Raw genomic sequence first — 26,933 nt, forward strand, 5'->3', positions numbered from 1 at the left:
CCCTGGCTGCACGCCGCGCGTACCCTTGGTTATTTACCGCACGCATCCTGACCATGACGCGCATTGCCGAACGCCTTAACGCCCTGGGCCTCGTCCTTCCTCCTCCCGTGACGCCACCTCTCGGCGTCAACCTCCCCTTCCAGTTCGTCCGCCTCATCGGCCGACGCGCCATCATCTCGGGCCATGGTCCATTGAATGCCGACGGCCGCATCGCTGCGCCGCTCGGCAAGCTCGGCGCCGAGTTGACCGTCGAGCAGGGCTACACCGCCGCGCGCCTCACCGGGCTTGCGATGCTCGGCAGCCTGCAGCGTGCGCTCGGTGACCTGGACCGCATCACCGCATGGACGCGTGTGTTCGGCATGGTCGCCTCGGCGCCCGGCTTCGACAAACAACCGGCGGTCATCAACGGCTTCTCGGACCTCATCCTCGAACTCTTCGGTCCCGACATCGGCGCCCATGCGCGCAGCGCCGTAGGCATGGCCGAGCTGCCCTTCGGCATTCCGGTGGAGATCGAGGGCGAAGTCGAGTTCGACGCATGAGCGTCGAACCCGCGCCCTGGCACCTGCGCCGCGCGACCGCCGACGACGTGGCAGCCGTCACCGCCTGCGCCGTCGAGGCCTTCCGCACCTACATCCCGCGCCTGGGTCTCACGCCAAGGCCGATGACGCGCGACTATGCCGAGGCCATCGCGCATCTGCAGGTCTGGGTGGCCGAGCGGCCGGCGCAACAGATCGGCGCGGCGCTGCTGCTCGATGTGACCGACGAAGGCTTCCTCATTGATGTGATCGCCGTTCACCCCGACCACCAGGGCAGCGGCGCGGGCCGCGCATTGCTCGACCTCGCCGAGCGCGAAGCGCTGCGCCAGGGCCACGGGTCGATCTACCTGTTCACGAACGAGAAGATGACCGAGAACCTCGCGCTCTACCAGCGCATCGGCTACGTTGAATACCGGCGCGAATCGCTCGATGGCCGCACGCGCGTCTATCTGCGCAAGCCACTGACGGCCGCGTGAAACCTCAGGCGTCGTCTGCGAAGGTCACGCTCACGCGCAGACCCGCAGGCTCCGCCGCTTCGAGCCGCAACTCCGCCCCCAGCAACTCGGCATAGCGCGCCACGATCGACAGCCCCAGCCCCGCGCCCTGCCCCAGCTTCTGGCCTGCGGGACCTTGCGCCCAGCGCTGCATGAGGTCGCGCTGCGCTTCGAGGGGAATGCCGGGTCCGTCGTCGATCACGCTCAGCGTGCGGCCCGCGAGTTCGACCGTGATCGTGCGACCGCCATAACGCAGCGCGTTGTCGATGAGGTTGTCGAGGATGCCCTCCACCAGCGCTTCGTTGGCAAGCACCGTCACGCCGTCGTCGAGACCGCGTGCGCCCAGGTCGACACCGCGTGCATCGGCACGCGCGAGGTGGCGCAGCACGGTCTGTTCGGCCAGCACATCGAGCGCCACCGGTGTGCGCTGCAGGTCGGTGCGCGCCTCGTCGGCCAGCGCGAGTGCGAGCAGCTGGTCGATGAGGTGGCTCGCGCGTGCCTGCCGCTCGGACACGCGCGTGAGCTGTTCGCGCCACACCGCGGTGTCGTGTTGCGCGAGCCCGTACTCGGCGAGTGCGCGGATGCCGGCGAGCGGCGTGCGCAGCTCGTGCGCGACGTTGCCCACGAACTCGCGTTGCGCGCGCACGCTGTAGCGCAGGCGATCGAACAGCGCATTCACCGCATCGCCCAGGCGCTGCAGTTCCTTCGAGGTCTGCGCCACGGCCACCGGCGAGAGGTCGCGCACGTCGCGCGTGTCGAGCGCACGCTGCAAGTCGCCGAGCGGTCGCAGATCGCGTCGGATGCCATGCCAGAGCCACACGGCCAGCAGCACGAGCAGCAGCACCTGAGGCGCCATGGCATAGAAGAGCAGCCGTTGCACCAGTGCCGCGCGGCTCAGCGTGGTCTGCGCCACGATGACGCGGTAGGGCATGTGCAGGCCGGGCTCCGCGTCGTGATCGAGCACGACCGCACGCAGCACGTTCCCGTCGTAGTCGATGTCGGAAAAGCGGTAGCGCGAACCTTCGTCGGGCAGCGGCGCCTTCAGGTCGCCCCTGCCCGAGATGGGCGTGCCGTCGAGCCGCTGCACCGAGAAGTAGACCTTGTCGGTCTGGTCGAACAACACGGTCGCCACTTCGCGCGGCGTCAGCAGCAGCTCGATGCCGCGCTCGCCGGCCTGCACGTTGGCCGACAGCGCATAAGCGTCGTCGAGCATGCCGCGGTCGAAGGCCTGTTCGGAGAAGTAGTTGGCGATGACCAGTGCGATCACCGCGCCCGCCATCCAGGTCAGCGCCAGCGGCACCAGCACGTTGCGCAGCACGCGCCGCGTGAGCGACGGCGCGGTGCGAGCGGCCGTCGGCGTTGCCTCGCTCACAGGCGGCCTCACACCTCGGCTTCGAGCAGGTAGCCGATGCCGCGCAAGGTGCGGATGCCCGCACCCGAACCGAGCAGCTTCTTGCGCAGGCGCGAGATGAAGGCCTCGAGCGCGTTGTCGCCGAGCGATTCGTCAAAGCCCGAGAGCTTGTCCGACAGCGCCCGCTTGCTCACCGTGCGGCCCGGCGGGCTCATGAGCTCCCACAGCACCTCGAACTCGCGCGCCGGCAAATCGAGCGGTGCGTTCGCGACCGCGAAGCGCCGCGCCTTGCGGTCGAGCTTGAGCTGGCCGAGCACCACGATGTCTTCGGTGCCCTTGGCGCGCCGCACCAGTGCGCGCAGCCGCGCTTCCACCTCGGCGAGATCGAAGGGCTTGCCCAGGTAGTCGTCGGCGCCCGCATCGAGCCCGGCGATGCGCTCTTCGGTGCGGCCGCGCGCCGTGAGCACCAGCACCGGCGTGCGGTCGCCGCGTGCACGCGCCTGTCGCAACGCAGTGAGGCCGCTCGCGAGGCCGCTGGTGGGGCTGGCGGTGGCAGGCAGGTTGAGGTCGAGCAGCACGGCATCGAAGGGCTGCACGCGCCACAGATGGTCGGCGTCCTCGACGTTGGTCGACACATCGACCCGGTGGCCCGCGTCGGCGAGGCTGCGCAGCATCACGTCGCGCAGCACGGTGTCATCTTCCACAAGCAGGATTCGCATGGTGAGTGAATGAGTGGGTGTGTGATTCTGTGGATCTGCCCTGGCGAAAGACGCGTCAGCGGCCGGTCAGTCGCTCACCGCGATAAACGCGGCATGAGCATACGACACGCCTTCCGATGAGTGCACGCGATCCCTCCGATCCCTTGAGCCTGGTGTCCCCCGCCGTGCAGCGCACCGCGGTGGTTCTGCTCCATGGTTTATGCAGCACACCTGACGAGCTGCTGACCGTGCAATCGACCTTGCAGCGCCACGGGTATGCGGTGCAGCCGCTGTGCATCGTGGGCTACTCGTTCGACGCGGCCGCGCCACTGCAGCAGGCCGTGCCTTTCGAACGCTGGCTCGACACGCTCGAAGCGCACGTGAAGGCGCTGCGGCGCACGCACGACCGCGTGATGCTGGTCGGCATCTCCGCCGGCGCATCGCTGGCGCTGGGCGGTGCCATCCGTTGCGGACGCGAGGTGGACGCGCTGGTGCTCATGTCGACCACGCTGCGCTTCGACGGCTGGGCCGTGCCACGCACGCGCTGCCTGCTGCCGCTGGCTTTCTACACGCCGCTGGGCCGCTTCTGGCAGTACCGTGAGCGCCCGCCCTACGGCGTGAAGAACGAGCGCGTGCGCACCTGGATCGAACGCGAACTGCGCCATCGCCAGGTCTCGCGCGCCGGCAGCGCGGTGATCGGCGTGGGCCACCTGCGCGAGCACGACCGGCTCATCCGCCATGTGAGGCGACGCCTGAACGACGTGCAGTGCGAACAGGTGCTGGCGCTGCATGCGCGCGAAGACGAGGTGGCCAGCCTGTCGAACCTCGACCTGCTCGTGCGCGGGTTGCGCTGCGCCTCGCTGCGCACCGTGGTGTTGAACAACAGCTACCACATGATCTCCATCGACAACGACCGCCAGCAGGTGGTGCGCGAGACCCTCGCCTTCGCCGAGACCGTGGCCCACGGTCCGGTGCCCGCACCCGTGTTCCGCGCCCGCGGACTTTCTGTTCTCCACGCCTGAAAGAAAGGAACCCCCTCATGTCTTCCTCTCCCACCTTCAACAGCATCGCCGCCCTCCTCGAGACCGACTTCCGCGTCGCGCGCGCGGAGATCTCGCCGGCCACCGCGCTGTCGGACCTCGGCCTCGATTCGCTCGCGCTCATGGAGTTCGTCTTCGCGGTAGAAGACGCCTTCCACCTGCGCATTCCGGAAGACCGGCTCGACCCGCGCGAAGCCGGCATCACGCTGCAGCGGCTGTGCGAGGTGATCGATGCCGAAGGCGAAGCTGCCGCCGCGCGCAGCGAGCCGATGGCTGCCACCGCATGAGCAGCGGCGCCGCCCACGCCGTGCTCGCGGCCGCCTCGACCGCGCACACCGCTGCCGCACCTGTGCATGTGAGCGGCCTCGGCTTTGTCACGCCACTCGGACGCAGCATCGAGGCCTTCGACGATGCGCTGTTCGCCGGCCGTTCCGCGGTGCGCGCGCAGACGCTCGAAATCCCCGGCATGGACCCGATGGCGATTGCCGCCGCCACCTGCCACTTCGACGCCAGTGGTGTGCGCAGCGCCTCGCGCCTGCCACTCGACCGTGGCACCGCGATGGCATTGGCCGCTGCGCAAGATGCCGCGGCCGATGCCGGGCTCGACCTCGACACCATCGACCGCGACCGCCTCGGCATCTTCTGGGGCAGCGGCCTGGCCGGCGCCAGCACCTTCGACGCCACCACGCGCGCGCTCTACGGCGCGCAGCGCCGCATGCGCCCCACCACCGTGCTCACCGTGATGCCCAACGCGGCCGTCGCCGAACTGGCACTGCACTTCGGCGCGCGCGGTGCAGCGCTGGCCTATGCCTGCGCCTGCGCTTCGTCCGCGGTGGCCATCGGCGAAGCCATGCGCGCCATCCGCGGCGGCTGGATCGACATCGCCATCGTCGGTGGCCACGATGCGATGCTCACGCCCGGGGTGATGGCCAGCTGGCACGCGATGCGCGTGATGGCGCCGCCACCGGCCGATGCGCCCGCGTCTGCCTGCCGTCCGTTCTCGGCCGACCGCGCGGGCTTCGCCATCGGCGAAGGCGCGGCGGCGCTGGTGCTCGAATCGGAGGCGCATGCACACGCACGCGGCGCCGGTGCGCAGCCCTTCGTTCTCAGCGGCTACGCGAGCAACTGCGACGGCACGCACATCACCAACCCCGACCCGGCCGGCCAGGTGCGCGCGATGCGTGCGGCGCTGCGCGACGCCGGACTCACGCCGTCTGACATCGGACACATCAACGCCCACGGCACGGCCACGACCGCGGGCGATGCTGCTGAAGCCGCGTCGATCGGTGAACTGTTCGGAGATGCCGCGCCGGTCAGCGCGACCAAGGCGATCCACGGCCATGTGCTCGGCGGCGGCGGTGCCATCGAACTCGTGGCGGCGCTGCGCGCATTGGCCCGCGAGACCTTGCCGCCCATCGCGCACCTGCAGACGCCGGATGCTGCGTTCGGCAACGTCGACTTCGTGCGCGGCGCCGCACGTGAGGCGCGGGGGCTGCGCCATGTGCTGTCGAATTCCTTCGCCTTCGGCGGCACGAATGCGGTGATCGTGGCGAGCCGGCGCTGACCTCCAGAGGGCAGAAAAACCGGTGCCATCGTCGGCACCGCCTTGCTATGCTGCGCCGCATCGTTCCCACAGAAGAAGCGCGACATGCCCCTGCACCGCCTCGCCACCCCCTCTGATTTCGACGCCGTCTTCGATCTCTACATGCACGAGCGGGTCGTGCCCTACCTCGGCTATGACCCGATGCCGCGCGAAGACTTTCGCGCGGTCTTCCAGGGCCTGATCGACAGCGGTGCTTTCTTCATCTTCGACGTCGATGGCCAGGTCGCCGGTTTCTACCGCGTCACACGCTACCCGGGCCGTGCGCAGCATGTGGCGAGCCTGGGCACGCTCGCGGTCGATCCCACATTGCATGGCCGCGGCATCGCGCAAACCATGGTGACCGACGTGCTCGCGCGGCTGAAGGCCGAAGGCGTTCGCCGCGTCGAGCTGATGGCCGAGAGCGACAACGCCACGGCCCTGCGTTTCTATGCCCGGCTGGGCTTCGTGCACGAAGGCACGCTGCGCCAGTTCTACCGCCGGGCCGGCGAAGCGGACTTCATCGACGAGCATCTGATGGCGCTGCTGTTCGACTGATCCGCTGTCGGGTCAGTGCTGTTGTTGCTGGTGCTTCGGCTTCCAGCGCCGCAGCAACAGCGCATTGGCCATCACGCTCACGCTCGACAGCGCCATCGCCGCACCGGCCACCACCGGACTCAACAAACCGAAGGCCGCGAGCGGGATGCCGGCCACGTTGTAGGCAAAGGCCCAGAACAGGTTCTGCCGGATCTTCGCCACCGTGCGGCCCGAGAGCTCGAGCGCTTCGGCCACGAGCGCGAGGTCGCCGCGCATCAGCGTGATGCCGGCTGCTTCCATCGCCACGTCGGTGCCACCGCCCGAAGGCGCCATCGCGATGCCCACATCGGCCGCGGCCAGTGCGGGCGCATCGTTCGCACCGTCGCCGACCATCGCGACCACATGGCCGTTCTTGCGCAACGCGCTCACCTGCTCGGCCTTGTCGGCGGGCAGCACGTCGGCGCGCACGTCTTCGGCGGGAATGCCGAGCCGCGCCGCCATCGCCTGCGCCGCGCGCAGGTTGTCACCCGAGATCATCACCACGCGCAGGCCACGCGCACGCAAGGTGCGGATCGCTTCGGCCGCCTGCGGCTTCGGCTCGTCGGCGAAGGCCAGCAGTGCCTGCACATGTGCAGAACCGGCGTCGTCGAAGCGCAGCAGTGCGGACACCGTGGCGCCTTGCGACTGCAGGCGCTCGATGTCGGCTTCGGCCGGCATCGCATCGAGTTCGCGGCACCAGCGCAAGCTTGCGAGGGCCCAGGTCGTGCCGTTCACTTCGCCGCGCACGCCGCGGCCCGGCATCGCCTGCATCGCGCCGAGCGGCGGTGCCTGCACGCCGCGTTCAGCCGCAGCCGTCAGCACGGCGCGTGCGAGCGGATGCTCGCTGCCGCTTTGCAGGCTGGCGGCCGTGGCGAGCAGGTCGTTTTCGTTGGCCAGCGCACCGGCCGCGGGCAGCAGCGCCGTGAGCACGGGGCGGCCCACCGTCAGCGTGCCGGTCTTGTCGAAGGCCACGGTGTCGACGCGGTGCGCGATTTCCAAAGCCCGCGCGTCCTTGATGAGGATGCCGTGCTTCGCAGCCACGCCCGTGCCCGCCATCACCGCCACCGGCGTCGCGAGGCCCAGCGCACACGGACAGGCGATGACCAGCACCGCCACCGCATGGATCAGCGCAGTCTCGACGCCGGCACCCGCAACCATCCAGCCCGCGAACGTGACCAGCGCGATCAGCAACACGACCGGCACGAACACGGCCGCCACCTGGTCGACCATGCGCTGGATCGGGGCCTTGGCGGCCTGCGCGTCTTCGACCAGCCGGATGATGCGCGCCAGCACGCTTTCGGCGCCGACCGCGCGCACCTCGATGACCATGCGGCCGTCGCCGTTCACCGCGCCACCGGTCAAGGCATCGCCGGGGTTCTTCGCCACGGGCAGCGGTTCGCCCGTGAGCATCGATTCGTCGACCTCCGATTGCCCTTCGAGCACGCGCGCATCGGCCGGCACGCGCTCCCCGGGGCGCACGGCGAGGCGGTCGCCGACCATCACGTCGGCCAGCGGCACGTCGCTTTCCTTGCCACGCGCGTTGATCAGGTGCGCCACTTCGGGCCGCAGCTGCTGCAGCGCGCGGATCGCCGACGTGGCCTGGCGCTTGGCGCGCGCCTCGAGCCACTTGCCCAGCAGCACCAGCGTGATCACCACCGCCGAAGCTTCGAAATACAGGTGCGGCACCATGCCGTGCCCCGCATGCTCGCCGGTGGCGGCGCGCCACCACAGCCACAGCGACAGGCCGAAGGCCGCGCTGGTGCCCAGCGCCACGAGCAGGTCCATGTTGCCGGTGCGGGCCTTGGCCGCGTGCCAGCCCGCGCGATAAAAACGCGCGCCGAGCCAGAACTGCACCGGCGTCGCCAGCAGCAGCTGCACCCAGGGCGGCAGCATCCAGCTCTGGCCGATGAGGTCGCCGAGCATCGGCGCCATCAGCGGGATCGACAGTGCCAGACCGACGGCCACGGGCATGAAGCCGTGCCAGGGCGACATCGCCGCGGCCTCGTCTTGCGCAGTGCTTTCGGCACGCGGCTCGTAGCCGGCGGCGCGCACGGCACGGCGCAGCAGCAGCGCCATGTCCTCGCCGCCGGTGGCCACGATGCGGGCCGACTCGGTCGCGAGGTTGACGCTCACGTCCTGCACGCCGGGCACGTTCTTGAGCGCGCGCTCCACGCGCATCACGCACGAGGCACAGGTCATGCCGCCGACCGAGAGGTCCAGCGTGGCGGCGGCGGCCGATGAGGGTGGGGGCTGAATGTGTTCCATGGTGCCGAGGCTAAAGCCTGACACCATGGCAAGGTCAAGCGGCGGTTTTTCAAAGCCCTTGGCTGGACGTTGACATCGTGAGAGGGTTGAAACTGGCGTTGTCCCCGATTCGGGTGTTCAATCCTTCCACCCTTCATCCATTCCCCCCAAGGAGCAACGACGATGAGCCAGAAATTCCAGGTCTCCGGCATGAGCTGCAACCACTGCGTGGAGGCGGTGCAGGACGCGGTACAGACGGTCGATCCGCATGCGCAGGTCACGGTCGATCTCGAAACCGGCCATGTGGACGTGCTGAGCCAGCAGCCGCGCCAGGACCTCGTGGCCGCGATCGAGAACGCCGGCTACACCGTTCAATGACGACAGCGACCATGGCCCACGGCCGCCAGGTGGCCATCGGCGAGGCCGCGCGGCTGTCGGGCGTTTCGGCGCGCATGGTGCGCCACTACGAAGGCCTGGGCCTGCTGCCGGCGGTGGCGCGCACCGAGAGCGGCTACCGCCAGTACAACGACGCCGACATCCACACGCTGCGCTTCATCAAGCGCTCACGCGATCTGGGTTTTTCGATGGAAGAAATCGCCGAACTGGTCGGCCTGTGGCACAACCGCCGCCGCGCCAGCTCGAGCGTGAAGCGCATCGCCGAAAAGCACCTCGGTGAACTGGAGCAGCGCATCGCCGACATGCAGTCGATGCGCAGCACGCTCGCGCACCTCGTGCATTGCTGCCACGGCGATGCGCGGCCCGACTGCCCGATCCTCGACGACCTGAGCCAGGTCTGAGCCTGAGCCTGAGCCGCGAGGCTCAGGCGTTCTTCACGAGCGACAGGACCTGGCTCGTGTCCAGCGTGCGCGCCCGTTCCTGGATCGCCGGCAGGTACTGCGTCTGCAGGCCCTGCCCTTCCTTCACCACGTTGGAGAACGCGTCCTTCAGCATCTGCGTGGACAGCGTGCGGCCGCCCGCGTAGTAGCGCTTGGCCACATGGCCCAGCGCATAGGTCGACGCGAAGCTCATGCCCGAGCTCACGGCCTGCTTGCCGAGACCGCCCAGAAGGCCGCCGCCGACCTTGCCCAGCAAGCCGCCAAGCAGCTTGCGCCCGGCCTGCTCCAGGTACTGCGAGGTCAGGCCCACGCCCACGGTGGCCAAAAAATCCTTGATGTGGCCCGTGTCCAGCTGGTAGCCGTGCGCCTGGCCGATGCGATAGACCAGCTTCATCTGCAGCGGAATGATCGCCATGGTCGACAGCGTTTCGGGCAGCAGCTCGAGCGCGCCGTTGAGGATGGCGGCGTTGAGGATCGCGCGGTCCAGCTCGGTGCTGTCGGGCGCCTGCGGCGCGGCGGGGGCTGCCGCTGCAACCGCAGTCGCGCCCGTGGCCGCCACAGCCGCCGGCACCGCGGCGGCAATGTCTTCCGCCCGCTGCGAGAACTGCGCCGCCGAGGCGTCCAGGCCGAGCGAGCTGCGCACGTCCATCAGAAAGAGCCGCTCCGGCTCCGACTGCACGCCGTCGGCGTCGCACATGCACACCGCCATCTCGTACGCCAGCTGCCGCGACTCGGCGCTTTTCAGCTCGCCGGCCACCGAGGCCAGCGACACCCGCTTCATGAGCACATCTTGATAGATCGTCGGCAGGTTCACGCCGTCGGCCTGCGACAGGCCCTCGGCGATGCGCTTGATCTCGGCGCGCTCACGTTCGTGCTTTTCGCCGTCGACGAAGGCCGCCAGCAGGCTCAGGGTGACGATCGCTTTTGTTTCAGAAGGTGTCATGTTCGAGTTTTTTCGTCATGTGAAGGAACGGATTGGGTCCGCACCGCGCCCGAAGGTTCCGCTTCGCGTTCTCCCCACAAAACTGGGACAACTCTGTGGGTAACCCCGGCACTGCTCTGTAGGGGCGTTGCAAGTCATTGATTTACAACGGAAATCTACAACATGCCCAAATAACAGGCACTTGATTTCTTTGTCCGAAAACCGCCTTTCGCAGAATTGTGGAAGGCTGTCAAAGGACAACTCTGGGGAGAGTTCTGGCACAAGCCATCGGTTATCCACAGGGCCGGCGGGTTACCCCATGTTGTCCAAGTTGCGGGTACACCACGGAAGCGCGGGTGCGCACAGTGACGCAGGCATGACAAGTCGTTGTCACGTCAAGGAAAAAGCGACCTTTCCACAGAAGGGTGCGACCCTTATCTACTACTACTAATTTGAATAAGAAGAATAAGAAGACAGGAAGAGGAAAAGCCGCGCCCGAAAAAAAAAGCCGCGAAAGGCCGCGCCGGTCCCCGGCGCCTCGGGCGAAAAACCGGGCACGGGTCGTCCTTGGGCCTCGCTAACATCACCGGATGAGCTTCAAACCCCGGATCCTGATTGCCGAAGACGAATCGGGCATCGCCGACACGCTCCAGTACGTTTTGAGCAGCGACGGCTTCCAGCCGGTGTGGTGCGCCACGGCCGAAGAAGCCATCGCGCAGTTCGCGCAGGAACGCCCCGCGCTCGCCATCCTCGACATCGGATTGCCCGACCTGAACGGCTTCGAGCTCTTCAAACGCCTCCAGGCGCTGAATCAGTCGATGGGCGGCCCGGAGGTACCGATGGTGTTTTTGACGGCCCGCAGCGACGAAATAGACCGCGTGGTGGGCCTCGAACTGGGTGCCGACGACTACATCGCCAAGCCGTTCTCTCCCCGGGAGCTGGTCGCCCGGGTCCGAACCATCCTGCGGCGCAGCGCCAGAAACGGCGCAGGAAGCCCACCAGCGGCCGCAGCGACAAACCATGGGGTGCTTCCTCAAAACGCGCCGGCGCCGCCTCCAGCGGCGCCACAGACCCCTGCAACGCCCTTTTCGCTCGACAGCGAGCGCATGCAAATCCGTTACTACGGACGGCTGCTGGAACTCTCGCGCTACGAATACGGCCTGCTCAAACTCATGGTCCAGCGCCCGGGGCGCGTGTTCACGCGCGACGAACTGCTCCAGCTCGTCTGGGACGACGCCAGCGACAGCTTCGACCGCACGGTCGACGCGCACATCAAGACGCTGCGCGCCAAGCTCAAGACCATCGCGCCCGAGGTCGAGCCGATCCGCACCTTGCGCGGCACCGGCTACGCGCTGCACGAAGAATTGCCTGCCAGCAGGGCATGACCCGGCGCACGCGGATCTTCATTGGCATCCTGCTGATCTACACGGCAGGCATCGCTTTCCTGCTGTACCGCGTCGTCTCCGACATCGACCCGCGCTACCGCGAGTCGGCCGAAGAATCCCTGGTCGAAACCTCGCAACTCATGGCCAGCCTGGTCGAGCAGGACGTGATCGCTGGCGCCATCAACACGGCGCGGCTGGAGCCGCTGTTTCGCAGCGTCTACACGCGCGAGTTTTCGGCCCAGATCTACAACCTGCACAAGAGCCGGGTCGAGCTGCGCGTGTACGTCACCGACCGCACCGGCCGCGTGATGTTCGATTCGCTCGGCCGCCACCTGGGCAACGACTACTCGCAGTGGAGCGACGTGAAGCGCACGCTCGGCGGCCTGTACGGCGCGCGCACCTCGCGCGACGTCGACGGCGACCCGCGCACCTCGGTGATGTACGTCGGCGCGCCGATCCGCTGGAACGACGAGATCGTCGGCGTCGTCAGCGTCGGCAAGCCGGTGCAGAGCTTCGGCCAGTTCGTCGAAGACGCACGCGTGCGCACCATCTGGGTCGGCGTCGGTTCGGCACTGGCGCTGCTGCTGCTCACCGTGATCGTTTCGGTGTGGCTGGTGCGGCCCTTCGGCCTGATCCGCGACTACTGGACCTGGGTGCGCGCGCAGCGCAGCCTGAGCCTGTCGCGCATGGCGCGGCGCGCCGTCGATGCGGTGCGCACCGGCTTCGGCGAAATGCGCGACGCGCTCACCGGGCGCAACTACGTGGCCGACTACGTGCAGACCTTCACGCACGAAGTGAAGAGCCCGCTGTCGGCCATTCGCGGTGCGGCCGAGCTGCTGCAGGAACCGCAGATGCCGCACGACCAGCGCGAACGTTTCCTGAAGAACATCGAACGCGAAACCCAGCGCATCCAGGAAATCGTCGACCGCATGATGGAACTCACCGCGCTCGAAACGCGGCGCACCCTCGACCGCACCGAACCGGTCGCGTTGGGCCCGTTGATCGAAGACATTGCGGGCAGCGCGCAACCCGCCGCGTCGCGCCGCGGCATTCGATTGATCGTGAATATTCGGGAGCCCGCGCGTGTTGAAGGCGATCCGTTCTTGCTGCGCCGCGCGATCAGCAATCTGCTCGACAACGCGCTCGATTTTTCACCGCCCGACAGCGAGGTATTGCTGACGTTGGAAACCACCTCGCGGCTGGCGCGCATCAACGTGCGCGACCACGGCCCGGGCATTCCGGACTACGCGCAGGACAAGGTCTTCGAGAAGTTCTATTCGCTCGCCAGGCCGCACAGCCAGAAGAAAAGCACGGGACTCGGACTGGCGTTCGTGAAGGAAATTGCGACCTTGCACCGGGGCCGCATCGACCTGGGCAACGCGACGCGCGGCGGCGCCGTGGCGACGCTCACGCTGCCGCTGCTGTCAACGCATCACTGACCGACCAGGGCGCGATACGCCTCGCGCGTCTCGGGGCTCACGGCGTCGAGCAATTGCTCGTACGAGGTCTGGTGCCGCGCCAGCATGCGCGCCGAGGCCACGGCCTTCGACTTGCAGAACCAGTGGCAGGTGTGCTGCATCAGGAACAGCTCGGCGGACATCGTGAAGGCCTTCGATTTCGGTGAACGGCCCGCCGTATTTTTCGCCACGCCCGCGATGCCGCGCGCGTGAATCCGCAGCGCTTCGCGCAGGTCGAAACTCGCGGACGGGAACAGCGTGGTGGCGAACGGCAAGGCCACCGGCAGCCGGCTCACGCGCGTGTCGGCTTCGGGTTCGCGCGCCAGGTCGGCGGCGAAGGTCTCGAACTGGGCGGCGAGCTTTTCCTCGGTGCTGTCGAGCAGGTGCCAGATCTGCTGGCGGCGCTCGGCGTCGTCTTCGCCGAGGCAGCGCAGGTAGCCCTGGGTCAGGCTCTCCATCAGCTTTTCGATCTGGTAGCGGCCCAGATGGCGACCGAGCAGCGCGATGCGCTGGCGCTGTTCCTTGGACTTCAGGATGTAGAAGCCGGCGGCAATGAGTGCCACCAGGGTGAGGATTTCCATGGATGCGAGAAAAGGGGAGAGAAGAGAAAAGGCAAAAAAATCGCGGGGGCCGCGGCACCGAGTGTAGGCACCGCGCGTCCCCCGCGTCTTTGGGCGATCTCGCCGCCGGCTAGCGGAAGAAGTCCAGGATGCGGTTGCGTTCTTCGGGCGGCGGCGGCGCACCGATCGGCGCGCCCGTCAGCACCTCCACCGGCTGTATCGGCTGCTCGGCGCTTTCCAGGCCCAGGCTCGCCACGTTGTGGCCCGGCGTGAAGTCGTCGAAGTACCACTCGCCGTCGATGCTCACCACGCCGGCCGGCTCGGCCGGCAACATCACGGGCACGCCGCGCAGCGCCGACTGCATGTAGCCGGTCCAGATCGGCAGGCTCAGGCTGCCGCCGGTTTCGCCGCGCACGCCGAGCTGGCGCGGCGTGTCGTAGCCGACCCAGGCGATTCCCACGCGCGTCGGCTGGAAGCCGGCGAACCAGGTGTCGAACGAGTCGTTGGTGGTGCCGGTCTTGCCGAAGAGGTCGTCGCGCTTGAGCGCCTGGTAGGCCTTGAAGCCGGAGCCGCCCTTGACCACGCTCTGCAGCAGCGATTCCATGACGAACGCGTTGCGCGCGGGAATGGCGCGGCGGCTTTCGTCGAGCGCCGGAGGCTCGGTTTCCATCAGCACCTTGTCCTTGAGGTCGGTGACGCGGGTCACGAGGTACGGGTTCACGCGGTAGCCGCCGTTGGCGAACACCGAATAGCCCACCGCCATCTGCATCGGCGTGACCGAGCCGGCGCCCAGGCCCATCGGCAGGTTGGCCGGGTGCTTGTCCTTGTCGAAGCCGAACTTGGTGACCCAGTCTTGCGCGTAGGGCGCGCCGATCGACTGCAGCACGCGCAGCGTGACCAGGTTCTTCGACTTCATGAGCGCATTGCGCAGCGGCATCGGGCCTTCGAAGGTGCCGTCGAAATTCTTCGGGTCCCAGGGCTGGCCGCCGCTGGCGCTGGCATCGAAGACCAGCGGCGCATCGTTCACCACGGTGGCGGGCGTGAAGCCTTTTTCGAGCGCGGCCGAATAGATGAAGGGCTTGAAGCTGGAGCCCGGCTGGCGCCAGGCCTGCGACACGTGGTTGAACTTGTTCTTGCCGAAGTCGAAGCCGCCGACCAGCGCGGTGATGGCGCCGCTGCGCGGGTCCATCGCGATGAAGGCGCCTTCGACTTCGGGCAGCTGCGTGATTTCCCAGGTGTTCTTCGGCGTCTTCGCCACGCGGATCACGGCGCCGCGGCGGATCTTGATGTTCGGCGCCGCCTTCGCGGCCAGGCCGGACTGCGCGGGCTTCAGGCCCTCGCCCGAGATCTCGAAGGCTTCGCCGTTGGCGCGCACCACGGTCACTTCCTTGGCGCTGGCTTCCAGCACCACGGCCGAAATCACGTCGCCGTTGTCGGGGTGCTCGGCCAGGGCTTCGTCCACCGCTTCGTCGATCTCCTTCTGGCCGCTGGCCGGCAGGTCGACGAACTTCTCGGGGCCGCGGTACACCTGACGGCGCTCGTAATCCATGATGCCCTTGCGCAGCGACTTGTACGCCGCCGCCTGGTCGGCCGCGACCAGCGAGGTGTAGACCTTCATGCCGCTGGTGTAGATGCTGTCGCCGTACTGCGCGTACATCATCTGGCGCACGGTTTCGGCCACGTACTCGGCGTGCAGCCGGTTCGGGTCGGCGGCGTCGCGCAGGTGCAGTTCTTCCTTCTTGGCCTCGGCCGCTTGCTCGGCGGTGATGAAGCCGGTTTCGTGCATGCGGTCGATCACGTAGAGCTGGCGCGCCCGCGCACGGCGCGGGTTGACAACAGGGTTGTTGGCGCCGGGCGCCTTCGGCAGGCCGGCGAGCATGGCGGCCTCGGCAATGGTCACCTGCTGCAGCGGCTTGCCGAAGTAGGCCTCGGACGCAGCGGCAAAACCGTAGGCGCGGTTGCCCAGGTAGATCTGGTTCAGGTAGATCTCGAGAATCTGGTCCTTGCTGAGCTGCTGCTCGAGCCGGAAGGCCAGCACGATCTCCGAGGCCTTGCGGCTCAGCGTGCGCTCCGAGCTCAGGTAGACGTTGCGCGCCACCTGCATCGTGATGGTCGAGGCGCCCTGCTGGCGCCCGCCCTTGAAGCTGGCCACGGCCGCGCGCGCGAAGCCCTTGTAGTCCACGCCGCCGTGGTCGTAGAAGCGCGCGTCTTCCACGGCCAGCACGGCATCTTTCATGACCTTCGGAATGTTCGCGAAGGGCGTGAGGTTGCGGCGCTCCTCGCCGAACTCGCCGATCAGCGTGCCTTCGGTGGTGTACACGCGCAGCGGCAGCTTGGGCCGGTAGTCGGCCAGCTCGGAAATGTCGGGCAGCTTCGGGTAGATGGCGACCACCCCCACGATGGCGGCGCCCAGCAGCACGACGGCGCCGGCACCGGCCACGACGGCGCTCCAGCCGGCGATGCGTTTCCAGGGGAGCTGGCGCAGCGCACCGGCGGGTTGGGACGAACGAGGTTCTTGGGACATTGGGATGGGGCCAGGGGCTAGCGAAGAGGTTGGAGCCGTGGCGCGCGCGGGCGTTCCGTCACCCGGGGATCGAGCGCGCCGCGCGGCACGCCTTCCAGCGCGCAGTGCATGGCATCGAAATACTTGTCGTGGTCGTAGGCGATGAGCAGCAGGTCCACCCCGGCGTCGAGTGCGCCCAGGGTGGCGTTGCAAAGACCTCGGTTGTAGGCCCCGCCCATCGTGAGGTCGTCGGTGACGAGCAGGCCCTGAAAGCCCCATTCGCCTCGAATCACCTGCCGCACGATTTTGCGTGAGAAAGAGACCGGCGCGTCCGCGTCGAGTTCCCCAAGGATGACATGGGCCAGCATGATCGCGGCATCCGAATGTTTCGACACGTCTTGAAACGGCTTCCAGTCGTGCGCGGCGAGACGGGCCACGGGCGTGCGCAGTTCGGCACCCACGTGGTGCGTGTCTTCGGTCACGCCGGCGAGGCCGGGAAAGTGCTTGAGCGTGCCGCGCACACCAGCCGATTCAAGGCCTTGCTCGTAAGCGAGCGCCACCTGCGCGGTGACTTCGGGGTCGCTCGAAATGGCGCGTTCCTCGATGCGGGTGTGCAGGTCCCAGCGGCCCGGGGCGCGGCCAGGACGCAGGTCGACCACCGGGCTGAAGTTCAGCGTGATGCCCAGCGCGGCGAGCGCCCCGCCCTGCTGCGCGCCGTAGGCGCGGGCACGTTGCAACAGTTCGTGTGCGGGCACGTCGGCGTCGAGCAGGCGGGCGAGCGCCGGCTGGTGCGGCACCATCGGCGACAGGCGCGAAACCCCGCCGCCCTCCTGGTCGGTCGCCACCACCAGCGGTGGCAGGCCGGCCGCCTGTCGCAGCGCCTGAAGACCGGCGATTTCCGCGCGCAAGGTGTCGGCGCTGCGGCCCTTCACATTGCGGCCGGTGACGAAGATGCCGCCGATCAGGCCCCGGCGGGCCAGCTCGCGCAGGTCGTTCGCGTCGTCATAGCCGACGATGAAACGCGCACCGAGTGCCTGCGCCACCGGGCCCGAAGCGGCGTTCACTTCCAGCCGATGCTGGCGCGAGGCCAGCTCGTGGCCCAGCGCCGTCAATGTCGCGCCGACTGTCAGGGCCAACGCCACGACACGGCGCGCGCCGCGCGCGCTGCGCCAGGCGATCGCGCCGCTGGCGCACAGCGCGGCGAGCAGCAGCGGCAGCTCCTCCTCGCGCAGAAAGCGCAGGTGCGGGTCCTTCAGGTGCCAGGCCCAGGCGCACAGCACGGCCAGGAGCAGCCAGCCGAGCACACCGGGCATGGCGCGCAGCAGTTTCATGCGTCCACCGTGGCCGCTGGTACAGCCTCGTTGCGGCGCGACAGCGCATACCAGTCGACCTTGCGCGTCACGAGCATCAGCGTGGCCAGCATGCCGAAGATCAGCAGCGCGCCCAGCAGCAGCGCATTGCTTTCCGAGGCCAGCAGCCCGTAGAGCGCGCCGTACAGCAGCGCCACGAAAGCGGCGAACGACAGGCCGCGGCGCCAGCCGCCGAGCACCGCGCTGAAGTACACGGCCAGCAGCGCCACGCTGGCACCGGCCGCGCCCGCGTAAGCGAAGTGGAAGGCGAATTTTTCCGACAGCGCGAGCAGCAGCAAAAAGAACAGCGCGATCGACAGGCCCACCAGCCCGTACTGCACCGGATGCAGGCGCAGCTTGCGGAACAGCTCGAACATGAAGGCCGCCATCAGCACCAGGCCGATGAAGAGGGCACCGTACTTGCCGGCGCGCGTGCTCATCGAATACACGTTGACGGGCTGCGCGAGCGACACGTCGAAGGTCTGCAGCGGCCCCGAGGCATGCCGCGGCGCAGACGCCGTGCGCACGACGGCCGCCGCGGCATCGCTTTCGCCGCCCGACAGGCCGGCACGCACCTGTTCGCGCGCCGTGGTCACGAGCGAGGACACGCGCCAGTGCGCGTCGAAGCCCTGCGGCGTCACGCTGCGTTCGGACGCAAGAAAACGGCCGCCGAAGCTCGGGTGCGCCCACGGCGAACGCAGGTGCGCGGTGGTTTCCTCGGCGATCGGCACCATCGACAGCGTGTCCTGGCCCACCAGCGAAAGCTTCATGTCGAAGGTGAGCGGCTTGCCCGCCTGCCAGGCGGCGAGCGCGGCGCCGGAGAGCGGCGCGTGGATGCCGTCGGCGTACGTGGCGTGATCGGGCAGGCCGGGCACGCGCTGGCGAAAGCGCAGTGCTTCGCCTTCGATTGTGAGCGCGGGCGAACCGTCGATGCCGCGCAGGTCGCTCACGTGGAAGGCGACGAGCGGCGGGCTGAACTCGATCGACGAGCCGCTCTCGCTGTGCGGCACGGACCGCGGATCGAAGCCCGCGAAGCCGCCGCCGAGCGCGGCCGTCAGCGTGTAGAACGGAATGCGGAAGATGCCGCGGTAGCGCTCCTGCGTGGCCATGCTGCCGTCGATGTTCAGCTTGTCGGGGAACACGGCGTGCGTCATCTCCTTGCTCTGCGGGGCCTGGCCGATCACCTTCCCCTGCGCGTCGCGCAGCGGCTCCATCCAGCGCTCCACATACGGCACCAGCAGCACGGGGCCGACCATGGTTTGCGGCCCGGCGTAAGACGCGGCAAGTTCGTGCGCCGCCTCCCGCTGGCTCTCGCCGCGGGCGCGGTTGAGGTCGTCGATCCGTGCCAGCGGAATGCACAGCACCAGCAGCAGGAAGAACAGGCCGGCCACCTTGACCAGCACCGAGGCCTGCAGGGCCTTCAACAGTTGAAGCATGGGTTTCTCCCCTCTTTTTTGGGTTTTTCGTGATGAGGTGCCGATGCTCTCCGCCCGACCCGAAGGCCGTATGAAGCCGCCGCGCGGCGCACTTCACACAGACTTCACACAGCGGCGCATTCCCCTGTGGCGACTTCAACGCGCCTTCCAACTGCCTTCTCGCACGCTCACGACAGTGAGGGCTGTGCAAGTTCGCACGCAGAAGGACACCCGCCATGGACACCCCCACCACCCCACGCCCCGGCCGTTGGCTCTGGCTCGCCACCGTGAGCCTGGCGACCGTGGGTTTCATCGCCATGGGCGCCCGCCCGGCCCACGCGCAGGAAGCGCCCGCCGGTCCGCGCCTGAAGACCGAGAGCCCGTACTTCTTCGTCAAGAGCGACGACCCCTCGGTCGACCGTCTGCCGCTGAAGGGCACCGAGGTCTCGGTCAAGATCTCGGGCGTGATCGCCGACGTCACGGTCACGCAGACCTACCGCAACGAAGGCCAGCGCGCCATCGAGGCGAAATACGTGTTCCCCGGTTCCACCAAGGCGGCGGTGAGCGGCCTCAACGTGCGCCTGGCCGACCGCCTGATCACGGCGCAGATCCGCGAGAAGCAGCAAGCCAAGATCGAATACGACACGGCCAAGAAGGAAGGCAAGACCGCCGCGCTGCTCGAGCAGCACCTGCCCAACGTGTTCCAGATGAACGTCGCCAACATCCTGCCGGGCGACGACGTGAAGGTGGAGCTGCGCTACACCGAGCTGCTGGTGCCGCAGTCGGGCAACTACCAGTTCGTATTCCCGACCGTGGTCGGCCCGCGCTACAACAGCCCGCAGTCGGAGAACGCGCAAGCCAAGTGGGTCGCGCAGCCCACGCTGCGCGCCGGCGTGGCACCGAACACGAGCTTCAAGCTCACGGCGAGCATCGACACGCCGATGGGCCTGAAGGAAATCCGCTCGGCCACGCACACCATCGACGTGAAGAAGCGCGACGAAAACCAGCACGCCGACATCACGCTGGGCGCCGACGGTCGCCCCGCCGACAACCGCGACTTCGTGCTCGACTACCGCCTGGCGGGTGAAAAGATCGAGTCGGGCCTCATGCTCTACAAGGGCCAAGGCGAGAACGCAGAGAACTTCTTCCTCGCCATGGTCGAGCCGCCCAAGGCCGTGGCCGCCAGCGCCATCTCGCCGCGCGACTACATCTTCGTGGTCGACATCTCGGGCTCGATGCACGGCTTTCCGCTCGACACCGCCAAGACCGTGCTCGAACGCCTGATCGGTGGCCTGCGCCCCAGCGACACCTTCAACGTGCTGCTGTTCTCGGGCAGCAACAAGATGCTGTCGCCCCAATCGGTGCCGGCCACGCGCGCCAACATCGAACAGGCGCTCTCGACGATCAAGAACTACAGCGGCAGCGGCAGCACCGAGCTGATCCCGGCGCTCAAGCGCGTGTACGCCGAACCCAAGGCCGCGAACGTGTCGCGCACCGTGGTGGTGGTGACCGACGGCTACGTGACGGTCGAGCGCGAAGCCTTCGAGCTGGTGCGCAACAACCTGTCGAAAGCCAACGTGTTCGCCTTCGGCATCGGTTCGTCGGTGAACCGCAGCCTCATGGAAGGCATTGCACGTGCCGGCATGGGCGAGCCTTTCATCATCACCGACCCGGTGCAGGCGCCCGAGCAGGCCGCGCGCTTTCGCCGCATGGTGGAGTCGCCCGTGCTCACGAACGTGAAGGCCACCTTCGGCGGCCTCGACGTGTACGACGTGGAGCCGCAGGCGCTGCCCGACGTGCTGGGCGAGCGCCCCGTGATCGTGTTCGGCAAGTGGCGCGGTGAGCCCAAGGGCCGCGTGATCATCGAAGGCCAGAGCGCCAGCGGCCCGTACCGCGAGGAAGTGCGCATCACGCCGCAGACGCGCCAGGACACGGCCGCGCTGCGCACGCTGTGGGCACGCCACCGCATCCAGGGCCTGAGCGACCAGGAAGCGCTCGAAGGCAGCGCCGCCTTCAAGGACCGCATCACCGAGCTGGGCCTGAAGTACAGCCTGCTCACGCAGTACACCAGCTTCATCGCGGTGGACAAGGTGGTGCGCAACCTCGCGCCGCAGAACAGCGTGGACGTGAACCAGCCGCTGCCGATGCCGCAGGGCGTGAGCGACCTGGCGCTGGGCGCCGAGGTGCCGAGCACGCCGGAGCCGGAAACGCTGGGCGCGATCGCCGTCGTGCTGTCGATGCTGGCCATGCTGCGCCGCCGCGCACGCCGCAGCGACCCGCGCCGCTTCACCGCCTGAACACAGGACGCACGACCATGTCTCTGGCAACCCTGGCCCATCACCATCCGCGCGTCGTGGACTGGGCCATCCGCATCGACCGCACGCCGGCCTTCGGCTGGCTCGCGCTGCAGTGCGCCGCCCTCGCCCCCACCGGGGTCTGGATGGCCCGCCGCCTGCAGGACGGTTCCGACGATCCGCTGGGGCTCGTGGCGCTGGTCGCCCTGGCCGCGCTCGCCTGGCAGTGCCGGCGCGAGTTGCGCGCCTCGCCGCGGCTGGGCTGGCTCGCGCTGGCCGGCGTGGGCACCGTGTTCGCCACGCTGCTGCGCACGGGGCTCGGTGGCCTGCCCGCGCTGCCGCCGCTGGCTTCGGGCCTGGTGGCGGTGCTCTCGCTCGCGGCCGGGTTGCTGGCTTTCTTGCCGCGCGGCGTGGCGGCGCTGCCGGTGGCCGGGTTGTCGGTGCTGGCGCTGCCGCTGCTGTCGTCGCTGCAGTTCTATGCGGGTTACCCGCTGCGCGTGGTGACGGCCGAAGCCAGCCGCTGGCTGCTCGCGCCGGGCTTCGAGGTGGCGCGCGAAGGCGCGACGCTGATGGTCGACGGCCGCCTGGTGATCGTCGACGCGCCCTGCTCGGGCGTGCAGATGGTGTGGCTGGGCTACTTCACGGCCTGCGCGGTCGCGCTGTGGGCGCGGCGCGGCGACCGCGCGTTCCTGCGCCGCCTGCCGGCCGTCGGCCTGCTGGTGCTGGCCGGCAACATCGTGCGCAACAGCGTGTTGATTGCCTTCGAAGGCGCCGGCCACGCGCTCGCACCGTGGGCGCACAACGCACTGGGGCTGGTGCTGCTGGCCGTGGTGTGCGGCGCCATCGCGCGCCTGATGGTGCCGGCGCGCGTGGCGCCGCGCATCGACCTCGAACGCCCGCTGCCGGGCCTGATCACCGCCGAAGGAGGCCGCCGTGTCGATACCGTTCGTTGAGCGCTGGTTCGCCAACCATTTCATCAACCGCGTGGGGCACAAGAGCGCCTTCGCGCTGGCGATGCTGCTGTGCGTGCTCTGGTCGGCCGCGGCGGCGCTGCGCGCGCCGGCCGAAGAGGCCGACGCGATGGGTTCCCACGAATGGCCGAGCCAGTGGGACGGCGTGCCGCTGCGCCCGCTGGCGCTGAGCGAGGTCGAGCAGCGCTTTGCCGATCGCTTTCCGGGTGCCATCGGCCGCATGACCGACGGCCACCAGACGCTGGTGATGCGCGCCGTGAACCGGCCCACGCGCATGCTGCATCCGGCCGCCGACTGCTACCGCGCGCTGGGCTACCGCATCGAGCAGGCGCGGCTGGAACGCGACGCGCAGGCGCGGCTGTGGCGCTGTTTTGTGGCGCAACGGCACGGTACGGCAAATTTCCGCGTCTGCGAGCGCATCGTCGACGCCCAAGGCACGGCTTTCACCGACACTTCGGCTTGGTACTGGGCGGCGGCCAGCGGCCAGTCGCACGGTCCGTGGCAAGCTGTCACCGTGGCAAGACCGATGTGATGAGAACGCGTTTGTGAAGAAGACCCTGAGATTCGTGATTTACGGGCTGCTGGCCCTCGTCCTGACAGCCCTGGCGGCCATCTTCCTGATCGCCAGGATCGCCCTCGCGCCGGCGGCGGGCGAGTGGAGCACCACGGTCAAGGCCGGCCCGCTCGACTTCGAGGTCGGCGTGCCGACCGCGGTGCGGCTGGCCACCTCGTCGTGGTTCGCGCCGCGGCTGAACGGCCATGCGCTCGACACCCGCTTCGGCACCGTGCATTTCACCTGGGACGAGAAAACCGGCCAGCAGCAGATGCGCTGCGCGCCGTGCAGCGCCGACGTGCCGGCGCTCGGCACGCAGCCGATCAAGGTCGAGCGGCTGGTCGCCACCGTGCGGCGCGACGGCAACACGCTGGCCGGCACCTTCGAGGCCACGCCCGAGGCGGCCAACGGCAACGCGCTGCTGCAGGGCACCTGGACCGGCCGCCTCGCGCCGAAGAACCTGCAGCTTGACCTCCGCGTGCAGGACGCGCCCATCGCCCGCTGGTATGCCGTGCTGGTGCCGGCGCTGCCCGAGCTGCAGCGCGCCCGCATCGGCGGCACGCTGGCGCTGCAGGCGCAGCTGCTGCTGCCCGACGCCACCTTCGCGGTGCAGCCGGCCATCAGCCAGTTCACCGTCGAAGGGCTGGGCACCGAGGCCATGCTGGGCGCGCGCACCAGCTGCGGCCCGTCGGCCAGGCTGGCCAACGACAGCTGGCTGGCGCGCGCCGTCATCGCGGCGGAAGACCAGCGCTTCTTCAGCCATGCGGGCTACGACCTGACCGAAATCCTGGCCTCGATCGACCACAACCAGAAGCCCGGCCAGACCCGGCGCGGCGGCAGCACGCTCACGCAGCAGCTGGCCAAGCTGCTGGTCACCGGCAGCGACCGCACGGCCGAGCGCAAGCTGCGCGAGCTGCTCTACGCGGTCGAGATGGAGCAGACGCTGGGCAAGGCCCGCATCCTGCAGCTGTACCTCGACAACGCCCCCTGGGGCGGCAACCTCTGCGGCGGCGAGGCCGCGGCGCGGCGCTACTTCAAGCGCAGCGCGCGCACGCTCGAACCGGCACAGGCCGTCTGGCTCGCGGCCATGCTGCACAAGCCGCAGGCCGTGCTCGAGCAATGGCGTCGCGACGGCACGATCGATCCCGACCGCACCAAGTGGGTGGCCGAGAGCGTGCGCGGCATCAGCCGCAACCAGCGCGAGGCGCTGCTCAAGAACGTGGCCGCAGCCAAGTACGCACCGCCGGAAGCCGTGCAATGAGCATCGCCCCGCACGACATCGAAGCCATCGAGCGCGCCACCGTCGCGGCGGTCGCGCCCGAAGCCTGCGAAGAACTCGACGGCTGGCTGCTGCCCTTCGACCGAGGCACCGTCAAGCGCGCCCGCTCCGCCGTGCCGCTGCACCGCGATGCGGTCGAACCCGCCACGCTCGACCGCATCGAAGACCGCTGCGACAGCCGCCAGGTCGCGCCTGCGCTGCGGCTGGCCGATGCCGCCTGCTTCGACACGCTGCGCGCCGAACTCGCGCGCCGTCACTACGTCGATGACAACCCCACCTGTGTGCAGACCGGCTCGGCGCGGCGCATGCGCGACCTCGTTGCGGCGGACGTCCGGCTGGCCGACGTCGATGCGTCGCCCGATCCGGATTGGGCCGCGTTGTTCCTTGGCGAGGGCTTCGACCCGGTCGACGGCGTGCACCGCGTGCGCTCGCTGTCGCGCGCCACGGGCTCGCTCTTTGCCAGCGTGCGCGAAAACGGCGCCACCGTGGCCGCCGGCGCCATGGCCTTCGGCCACGGCTGGGCCAGCGTGCACGGCATGCGCACGGAACAGTCACAGCGCGGGCGCGGCCTGGCCCAGCGCGTGCTCGCCGGGCTGGCGCAGGCGGCACTGGCGCGCGGCGTCGAACGCGTGTTCCTGCAGGTCGATGCGCAGAACCAGCCGGCGCTGGCGCTGTACCGCCGTGCGGGCTTCGAGACGCGCTGGCAGTACTGTTATTGGCAGCGCCAGCAGTGGCCGCGCTGAGCTGAACCCCACCGGCAGTGGGCACCCCCACGGGTGGCGCGGTCGCGGCTTTGGTGCCACCATGGACGGCATGACGAACGTCCGTGCCCCCCACCACCCCACCGATCCCGTCGCCACCCCGCGCGGCATCGACCACATCGTGGCCGGTGTTTCCACCAGTGACGGCGACGGCGTCAAACTCACCCGCGTGCTACAGCAGCCGCTGCAGAAGCGGCTCGACCCCTACCTGATGCTCGATGCCTTCGGCAGCGACAACGCGGGCGACTACATCGGCGGCTTTCCGAACCACCCGCACCGGGGCTTCGAAACGGTCACCTACATGATCGCCGGGCGCATGCGCCACCGCGACAGTGCGGGCCACGAAGGCCTGCTCGAAAACGGCGGCGTGCAGTGGATGACGGCCGGCCGCGGCCTCGTGCACAGCGAACTGCCCGAGCAGGAAGAAGGCCTCATGGAAGGCTTTCAGCTCTGGCTCAACCTGCCCGCGAAAGACAAGATGCGCGAGCCCTGGTACCGCGACATCCAGAGCAGCGAGATCCCCGAGTTCACGACCGCCGGCGGCGCGCACGTGCGCGTGATCGCGGGCACCAGCCATGGCATCGCGGGCGCGGAGCAGCGCGCGCACACCGAGCCGCTGTACCTGGACATCACGCTGCCGCCCGGCGCCGAGTTCGCGCAGCCGCTGCCTCATGACCACAACGCGCTGGTTTACGTGTTCCGCGAATCGCTGTGGATCGCGGGCAGCGAGGTGCCGACGCGGCGCATGGCGATTCTTGCGAACGACCCCGGCAGCGACGGCGTGGTGCTGCGCGCGGGCGCCACCAACCACAGCCCGGCGCGCGCGCTGCTGATTGCAGGCAAGCCGCTGAACGAGCCCATCGCGCAGTACGGCCCTTTCGTGATGAACACGCAGGAACAGATCAAGCAGGCCGTGCACGACTTCCAGAACGGAAAGCTGGGCTGAGTCCGAAGCCGCTGTAGTCGCTCGCCTACTGCAAGTCGGCGTGGCGTTCGGTTCGCTCTGGCGCGTGCGCGGCCTAGATTGCGGCCATGCCTCCCACGATACGCAAAGGACAGGCGCCGCCCACGCTGCAGCGCGCCGAGTTCCACGACCGCTTCATGCAGAGCTTTCACGACCCGGCGTTCCGGGCCGAGGCCGGGGCGCTGCAACGCCTGGAAGACATCGCCTGGAAAGCGTACGACGAAGGCCGCAAGGCGCCCGTGACACGCCGCGCCGGGCCCGGCTATGCCGACCCCGACTACGAACTCTCGGTCGACTGGCTCGACGCCCGCGCGCGCATCGACGCGGCGCAGGCGGCCTGGGGCCGGCCCGAGACGCGCTCGCGCGTGCTGCTGATCAACGGCTCGCCGCGCAACGATGGCACCTGCCCCGGCGAGATCTCCAAGACCTGGCGCCTCACGCAGTGCGCGCGCGAGGTGCTCGACAGCAGCGGCATCGAGACCGACGTGCTCGACCTGAGCCGGCTCACTTCGGACTACGGCCGCCACATCCACCCGTGCAAAGGCTGCGTCTCCACTGCCATGCCGCTGTGCCACTGGCCCTGCAGCTGCTACCCCAATCACGCGCTGCGCCAGACCGGCGACTGGATGAACGAGATCTACGAACGCTGGGTGGCCGCGCACGGCGTGATCGTGCTCACGCCCACGCACTGGTACCAGGCCGCGAGCCCGATGAAGCTCATGATCGACCGCCTCGTGTGCGCCGACGGCGGCAACCCCGACCCCACCAGCACGCACGGCAAGAAGCCCGACGAGGCCAAGGCGCTCGAGCTCGAGGGCTGGGGCTACCCGAAGCACCTCGAAGGCCGCGTCTACGGCGTGGTGGCGCACGGCGATGTGGCCGGCACCGAGAGCCTGCGCCGCAACCTCACGGACTGGCTCGACTGGATGGGGCTGATCGACGCCGGCGCGCAGGCCCGGCTCGACCGCTACATCGGCTACTACGCCCCCTATGCCACCAGCCACGATGCGCTCGACGCCGATGCCGACGTGCAGGAAGAAGTGCGCAACGTGGCCCGCGCCGTGGCCATCGGTGTCGCCGCGCTGCGCGCCGGCACGCTGAAGGTGCCCGACCGCACGCTGAAGCCGCCGCGGCTCAAGTAGCGGGCCGTGCCGCGGTTCATGCTT

The 26,933-nt window shown here is 68.8% G+C and carries 25 protein-coding genes; 17 read left to right on the forward strand and 8 right to left on the reverse strand.

What is annotated here, in order from left to right:
* Positions 1 to 53: 53 nt before the first annotated feature.
* Positions 54 to 539, forward strand: coding sequence for a RidA family protein (locus GFK26_RS06960; RefSeq protein ID WP_153281357.1), 486 nt, complete (start codon positions 54 to 56; stop codon positions 537 to 539).
* Complete coding sequence (locus tag GFK26_RS06965; RefSeq protein ID WP_153281358.1) at positions 536 to 1,012, forward strand: GNAT family N-acetyltransferase; 477 nt, start codon at positions 536 to 538, stop codon at positions 1,010 to 1,012. The genes GFK26_RS06960 and GFK26_RS06965 overlap by 4 nt, the downstream gene beginning before the upstream one ends.
* Before the next feature lie 4 nt (positions 1,013 to 1,016).
* On the opposite strand, the gene GFK26_RS06970 is transcribed toward GFK26_RS06965, so the two are convergent.
* Both GFK26_RS06970 and GFK26_RS06975 read right to left on the reverse strand, forming a co-directional pair.
* Positions 1,017 to 2,402, reverse strand: coding sequence for a sensor histidine kinase (locus tag GFK26_RS06970; protein ID WP_153281359.1), 1,386 nt, complete (start codon positions 2,400 to 2,402; stop codon positions 1,017 to 1,019).
* 8 nt (positions 2,403 to 2,410) lie between these two features.
* Positions 2,411 to 3,100 (reverse strand): response regulator transcription factor, encoded by a 690-nt coding sequence (locus tag GFK26_RS06975; protein WP_056574813.1) that lies wholly within the window; start codon positions 3,098 to 3,100, stop codon positions 2,411 to 2,413.
* Between the two features lie 152 nt (positions 3,101 to 3,252).
* Between GFK26_RS06975 and GFK26_RS06980 the strand changes: the two genes are divergently transcribed.
* From GFK26_RS06980 to GFK26_RS06995, 4 genes are all read left to right on the forward strand, one after another.
* Positions 3,253 to 4,101, forward strand: coding sequence for an alpha/beta hydrolase (locus tag GFK26_RS06980; protein ID WP_228122052.1), 849 nt, complete (start codon positions 3,253 to 3,255; stop codon positions 4,099 to 4,101).
* 17 nt (positions 4,102 to 4,118) lie between these two features.
* Entirely contained in the window at positions 4,119 to 4,406 is a 288-nt protein-coding gene (locus tag GFK26_RS06985; protein ID WP_153281361.1) for a phosphopantetheine-binding protein, read from the forward strand.
* Positions 4,403 to 5,683, forward strand: coding sequence for a beta-ketoacyl-[acyl-carrier-protein] synthase family protein (locus GFK26_RS06990; RefSeq protein WP_153281362.1), 1,281 nt, complete (start codon positions 4,403 to 4,405; stop codon positions 5,681 to 5,683). Before GFK26_RS06985 ends, GFK26_RS06990 begins: the two co-directional genes overlap by 4 nt.
* A gap of 84 nt (positions 5,684 to 5,767) precedes the next feature.
* The gene (locus tag GFK26_RS06995; protein ID WP_228121934.1) at positions 5,768 to 6,256 is read left to right on the forward strand and encodes a GNAT family N-acetyltransferase; all 489 of its coding nucleotides are present in this window, start codon (positions 5,768 to 5,770) and stop codon (positions 6,254 to 6,256) included.
* A gap of 12 nt (positions 6,257 to 6,268) precedes the next feature.
* On the opposite strand, the gene GFK26_RS07000 is transcribed toward GFK26_RS06995, so the two are convergent.
* Positions 6,269 to 8,539: a heavy metal translocating P-type ATPase gene (locus tag GFK26_RS07000; protein WP_153281363.1), complete on the reverse strand. Its 2,271-nt coding sequence runs from the start codon at positions 8,537 to 8,539 to the stop codon at positions 6,269 to 6,271.
* Positions 8,540 to 8,701: 162 nt separating this feature from the next.
* Between GFK26_RS07000 and GFK26_RS07005 the strand changes: the two genes are divergently transcribed.
* Together GFK26_RS07005 and cueR are read left to right on the forward strand one after the other, a co-directional pair.
* On the forward strand, positions 8,702 to 8,896 hold the full coding sequence (locus GFK26_RS07005) for a heavy-metal-associated domain-containing protein (RefSeq protein ID WP_153281364.1): 195 nt from the start codon (positions 8,702 to 8,704) through the stop codon (positions 8,894 to 8,896).
* On the forward strand, positions 8,893 to 9,315 hold the full coding sequence (cueR, locus tag GFK26_RS07010; protein ID WP_228121935.1) for a Cu(I)-responsive transcriptional regulator: 423 nt from the start codon (positions 8,893 to 8,895) through the stop codon (positions 9,313 to 9,315). The genes GFK26_RS07005 and cueR overlap by 4 nt, the downstream gene beginning before the upstream one ends.
* A gap of 22 nt (positions 9,316 to 9,337) precedes the next feature.
* Here cueR and GFK26_RS07015 read toward each other — a convergent pair whose 3' ends face one another.
* Positions 9,338 to 10,297 (reverse strand): YcjF family protein, encoded by a 960-nt coding sequence (locus GFK26_RS07015; RefSeq protein ID WP_153281365.1) that lies wholly within the window; start codon positions 10,295 to 10,297, stop codon positions 9,338 to 9,340.
* Positions 10,298 to 10,866: 569 nt separating this feature from the next.
* Here GFK26_RS07015 and creB point away from each other — a divergent pair.
* Both creB and creC read left to right on the forward strand, forming a co-directional pair.
* Positions 10,867 to 11,661 carry a two-component system response regulator CreB gene (gene creB, locus GFK26_RS07020; RefSeq protein WP_153281366.1) on the forward strand — a complete coding sequence of 265 codons (795 nt, stop codon included), beginning with the start codon at positions 10,867 to 10,869 and terminating at the stop codon, positions 11,659 to 11,661.
* Positions 11,658 to 13,100 (forward strand): two-component system sensor histidine kinase CreC, encoded by a 1,443-nt coding sequence (gene creC, locus GFK26_RS07025; protein WP_153281367.1) that lies wholly within the window; start codon positions 11,658 to 11,660, stop codon positions 13,098 to 13,100. The genes creB and creC overlap by 4 nt, the downstream gene beginning before the upstream one ends.
* Here creC and GFK26_RS07030 read toward each other — a convergent pair.
* From GFK26_RS07030 to creD, 4 genes are all read right to left on the reverse strand, one after another.
* The gene (locus GFK26_RS07030; RefSeq protein WP_153281368.1) at positions 13,094 to 13,699 is read right to left on the reverse strand and encodes a hypothetical protein; all 606 of its coding nucleotides are present in this window, start codon (positions 13,697 to 13,699) and stop codon (positions 13,094 to 13,096) included. The genes creC and GFK26_RS07030 overlap by 7 nt on opposite strands.
* A 109-nt stretch (positions 13,700 to 13,808) precedes the next feature.
* Positions 13,809 to 16,202, reverse strand: coding sequence for a penicillin-binding protein 1A (locus GFK26_RS07035; RefSeq protein WP_153281369.1), 2,394 nt, complete (start codon positions 16,200 to 16,202; stop codon positions 13,809 to 13,811).
* 17 nt (positions 16,203 to 16,219) lie between these two features.
* Complete coding sequence (locus GFK26_RS07040) at positions 16,220 to 17,512, reverse strand: glycoside hydrolase family 3 N-terminal domain-containing protein (RefSeq protein WP_153281370.1); 1,293 nt, start codon at positions 17,510 to 17,512, stop codon at positions 16,220 to 16,222.
* Positions 17,509 to 18,966, reverse strand: coding sequence for a cell envelope integrity protein CreD (gene creD, locus GFK26_RS07045; RefSeq protein WP_153281371.1), 1,458 nt, complete (start codon positions 18,964 to 18,966; stop codon positions 17,509 to 17,511). Before creD ends, GFK26_RS07040 begins: the two co-directional genes overlap by 4 nt.
* A 215-nt stretch (positions 18,967 to 19,181) precedes the next feature.
* On the opposite strand from creD, the gene GFK26_RS07050 reads away from it, so the two are divergent.
* From GFK26_RS07050 to GFK26_RS07080, 7 genes are all read left to right on the forward strand, one after another.
* A complete protein-coding gene (locus GFK26_RS07050) occupies positions 19,182 to 21,242 on the forward strand; it encodes a VIT and vWA domain-containing protein (RefSeq protein ID WP_153281372.1) in 2,061 nt (686 codons plus the stop codon).
* Between the two features lie 17 nt (positions 21,243 to 21,259).
* Positions 21,260 to 22,192, forward strand: a complete 933-nt coding sequence (gene xrtQ, locus GFK26_RS07055) for an exosortase Q (RefSeq protein WP_153281373.1) — start codon at positions 21,260 to 21,262, stop codon at positions 22,190 to 22,192.
* Complete coding sequence (locus tag GFK26_RS07060; protein ID WP_153281374.1) at positions 22,173 to 22,742, forward strand: hypothetical protein; 570 nt, start codon at positions 22,173 to 22,175, stop codon at positions 22,740 to 22,742. Before xrtQ ends, GFK26_RS07060 begins: the two co-directional genes overlap by 20 nt.
* 34 nt (positions 22,743 to 22,776) lie before the next feature.
* Positions 22,777 to 24,024, forward strand: a complete 1,248-nt coding sequence (locus GFK26_RS07065) for a biosynthetic peptidoglycan transglycosylase (RefSeq protein WP_228121936.1) — start codon at positions 22,777 to 22,779, stop codon at positions 24,022 to 24,024.
* Complete coding sequence (locus GFK26_RS07070) at positions 24,021 to 24,785, forward strand: GNAT family N-acetyltransferase (RefSeq protein WP_153281376.1); 765 nt, start codon at positions 24,021 to 24,023, stop codon at positions 24,783 to 24,785. The genes GFK26_RS07065 and GFK26_RS07070 overlap by 4 nt, the downstream gene beginning before the upstream one ends.
* A gap of 61 nt (positions 24,786 to 24,846) precedes the next feature.
* Positions 24,847 to 25,749 (forward strand): pirin family protein, encoded by a 903-nt coding sequence (locus tag GFK26_RS07075; protein WP_416222547.1) that lies wholly within the window; start codon positions 24,847 to 24,849, stop codon positions 25,747 to 25,749.
* An 86-nt stretch (positions 25,750 to 25,835) separates the two neighbouring features.
* Positions 25,836 to 26,909: a flavodoxin family protein gene (locus GFK26_RS07080; protein WP_153281378.1), complete on the forward strand. Its 1,074-nt coding sequence runs from the start codon at positions 25,836 to 25,838 to the stop codon at positions 26,907 to 26,909.
* Positions 26,910 to 26,933 lie beyond the last annotated feature (24 nt).

The organism is Variovorax paradoxus, from assembly GCF_009498455.1.
Lineage (GTDB): Bacteria > Pseudomonadota > Gammaproteobacteria > Burkholderiales > Burkholderiaceae_C > Variovorax > Variovorax paradoxus_H.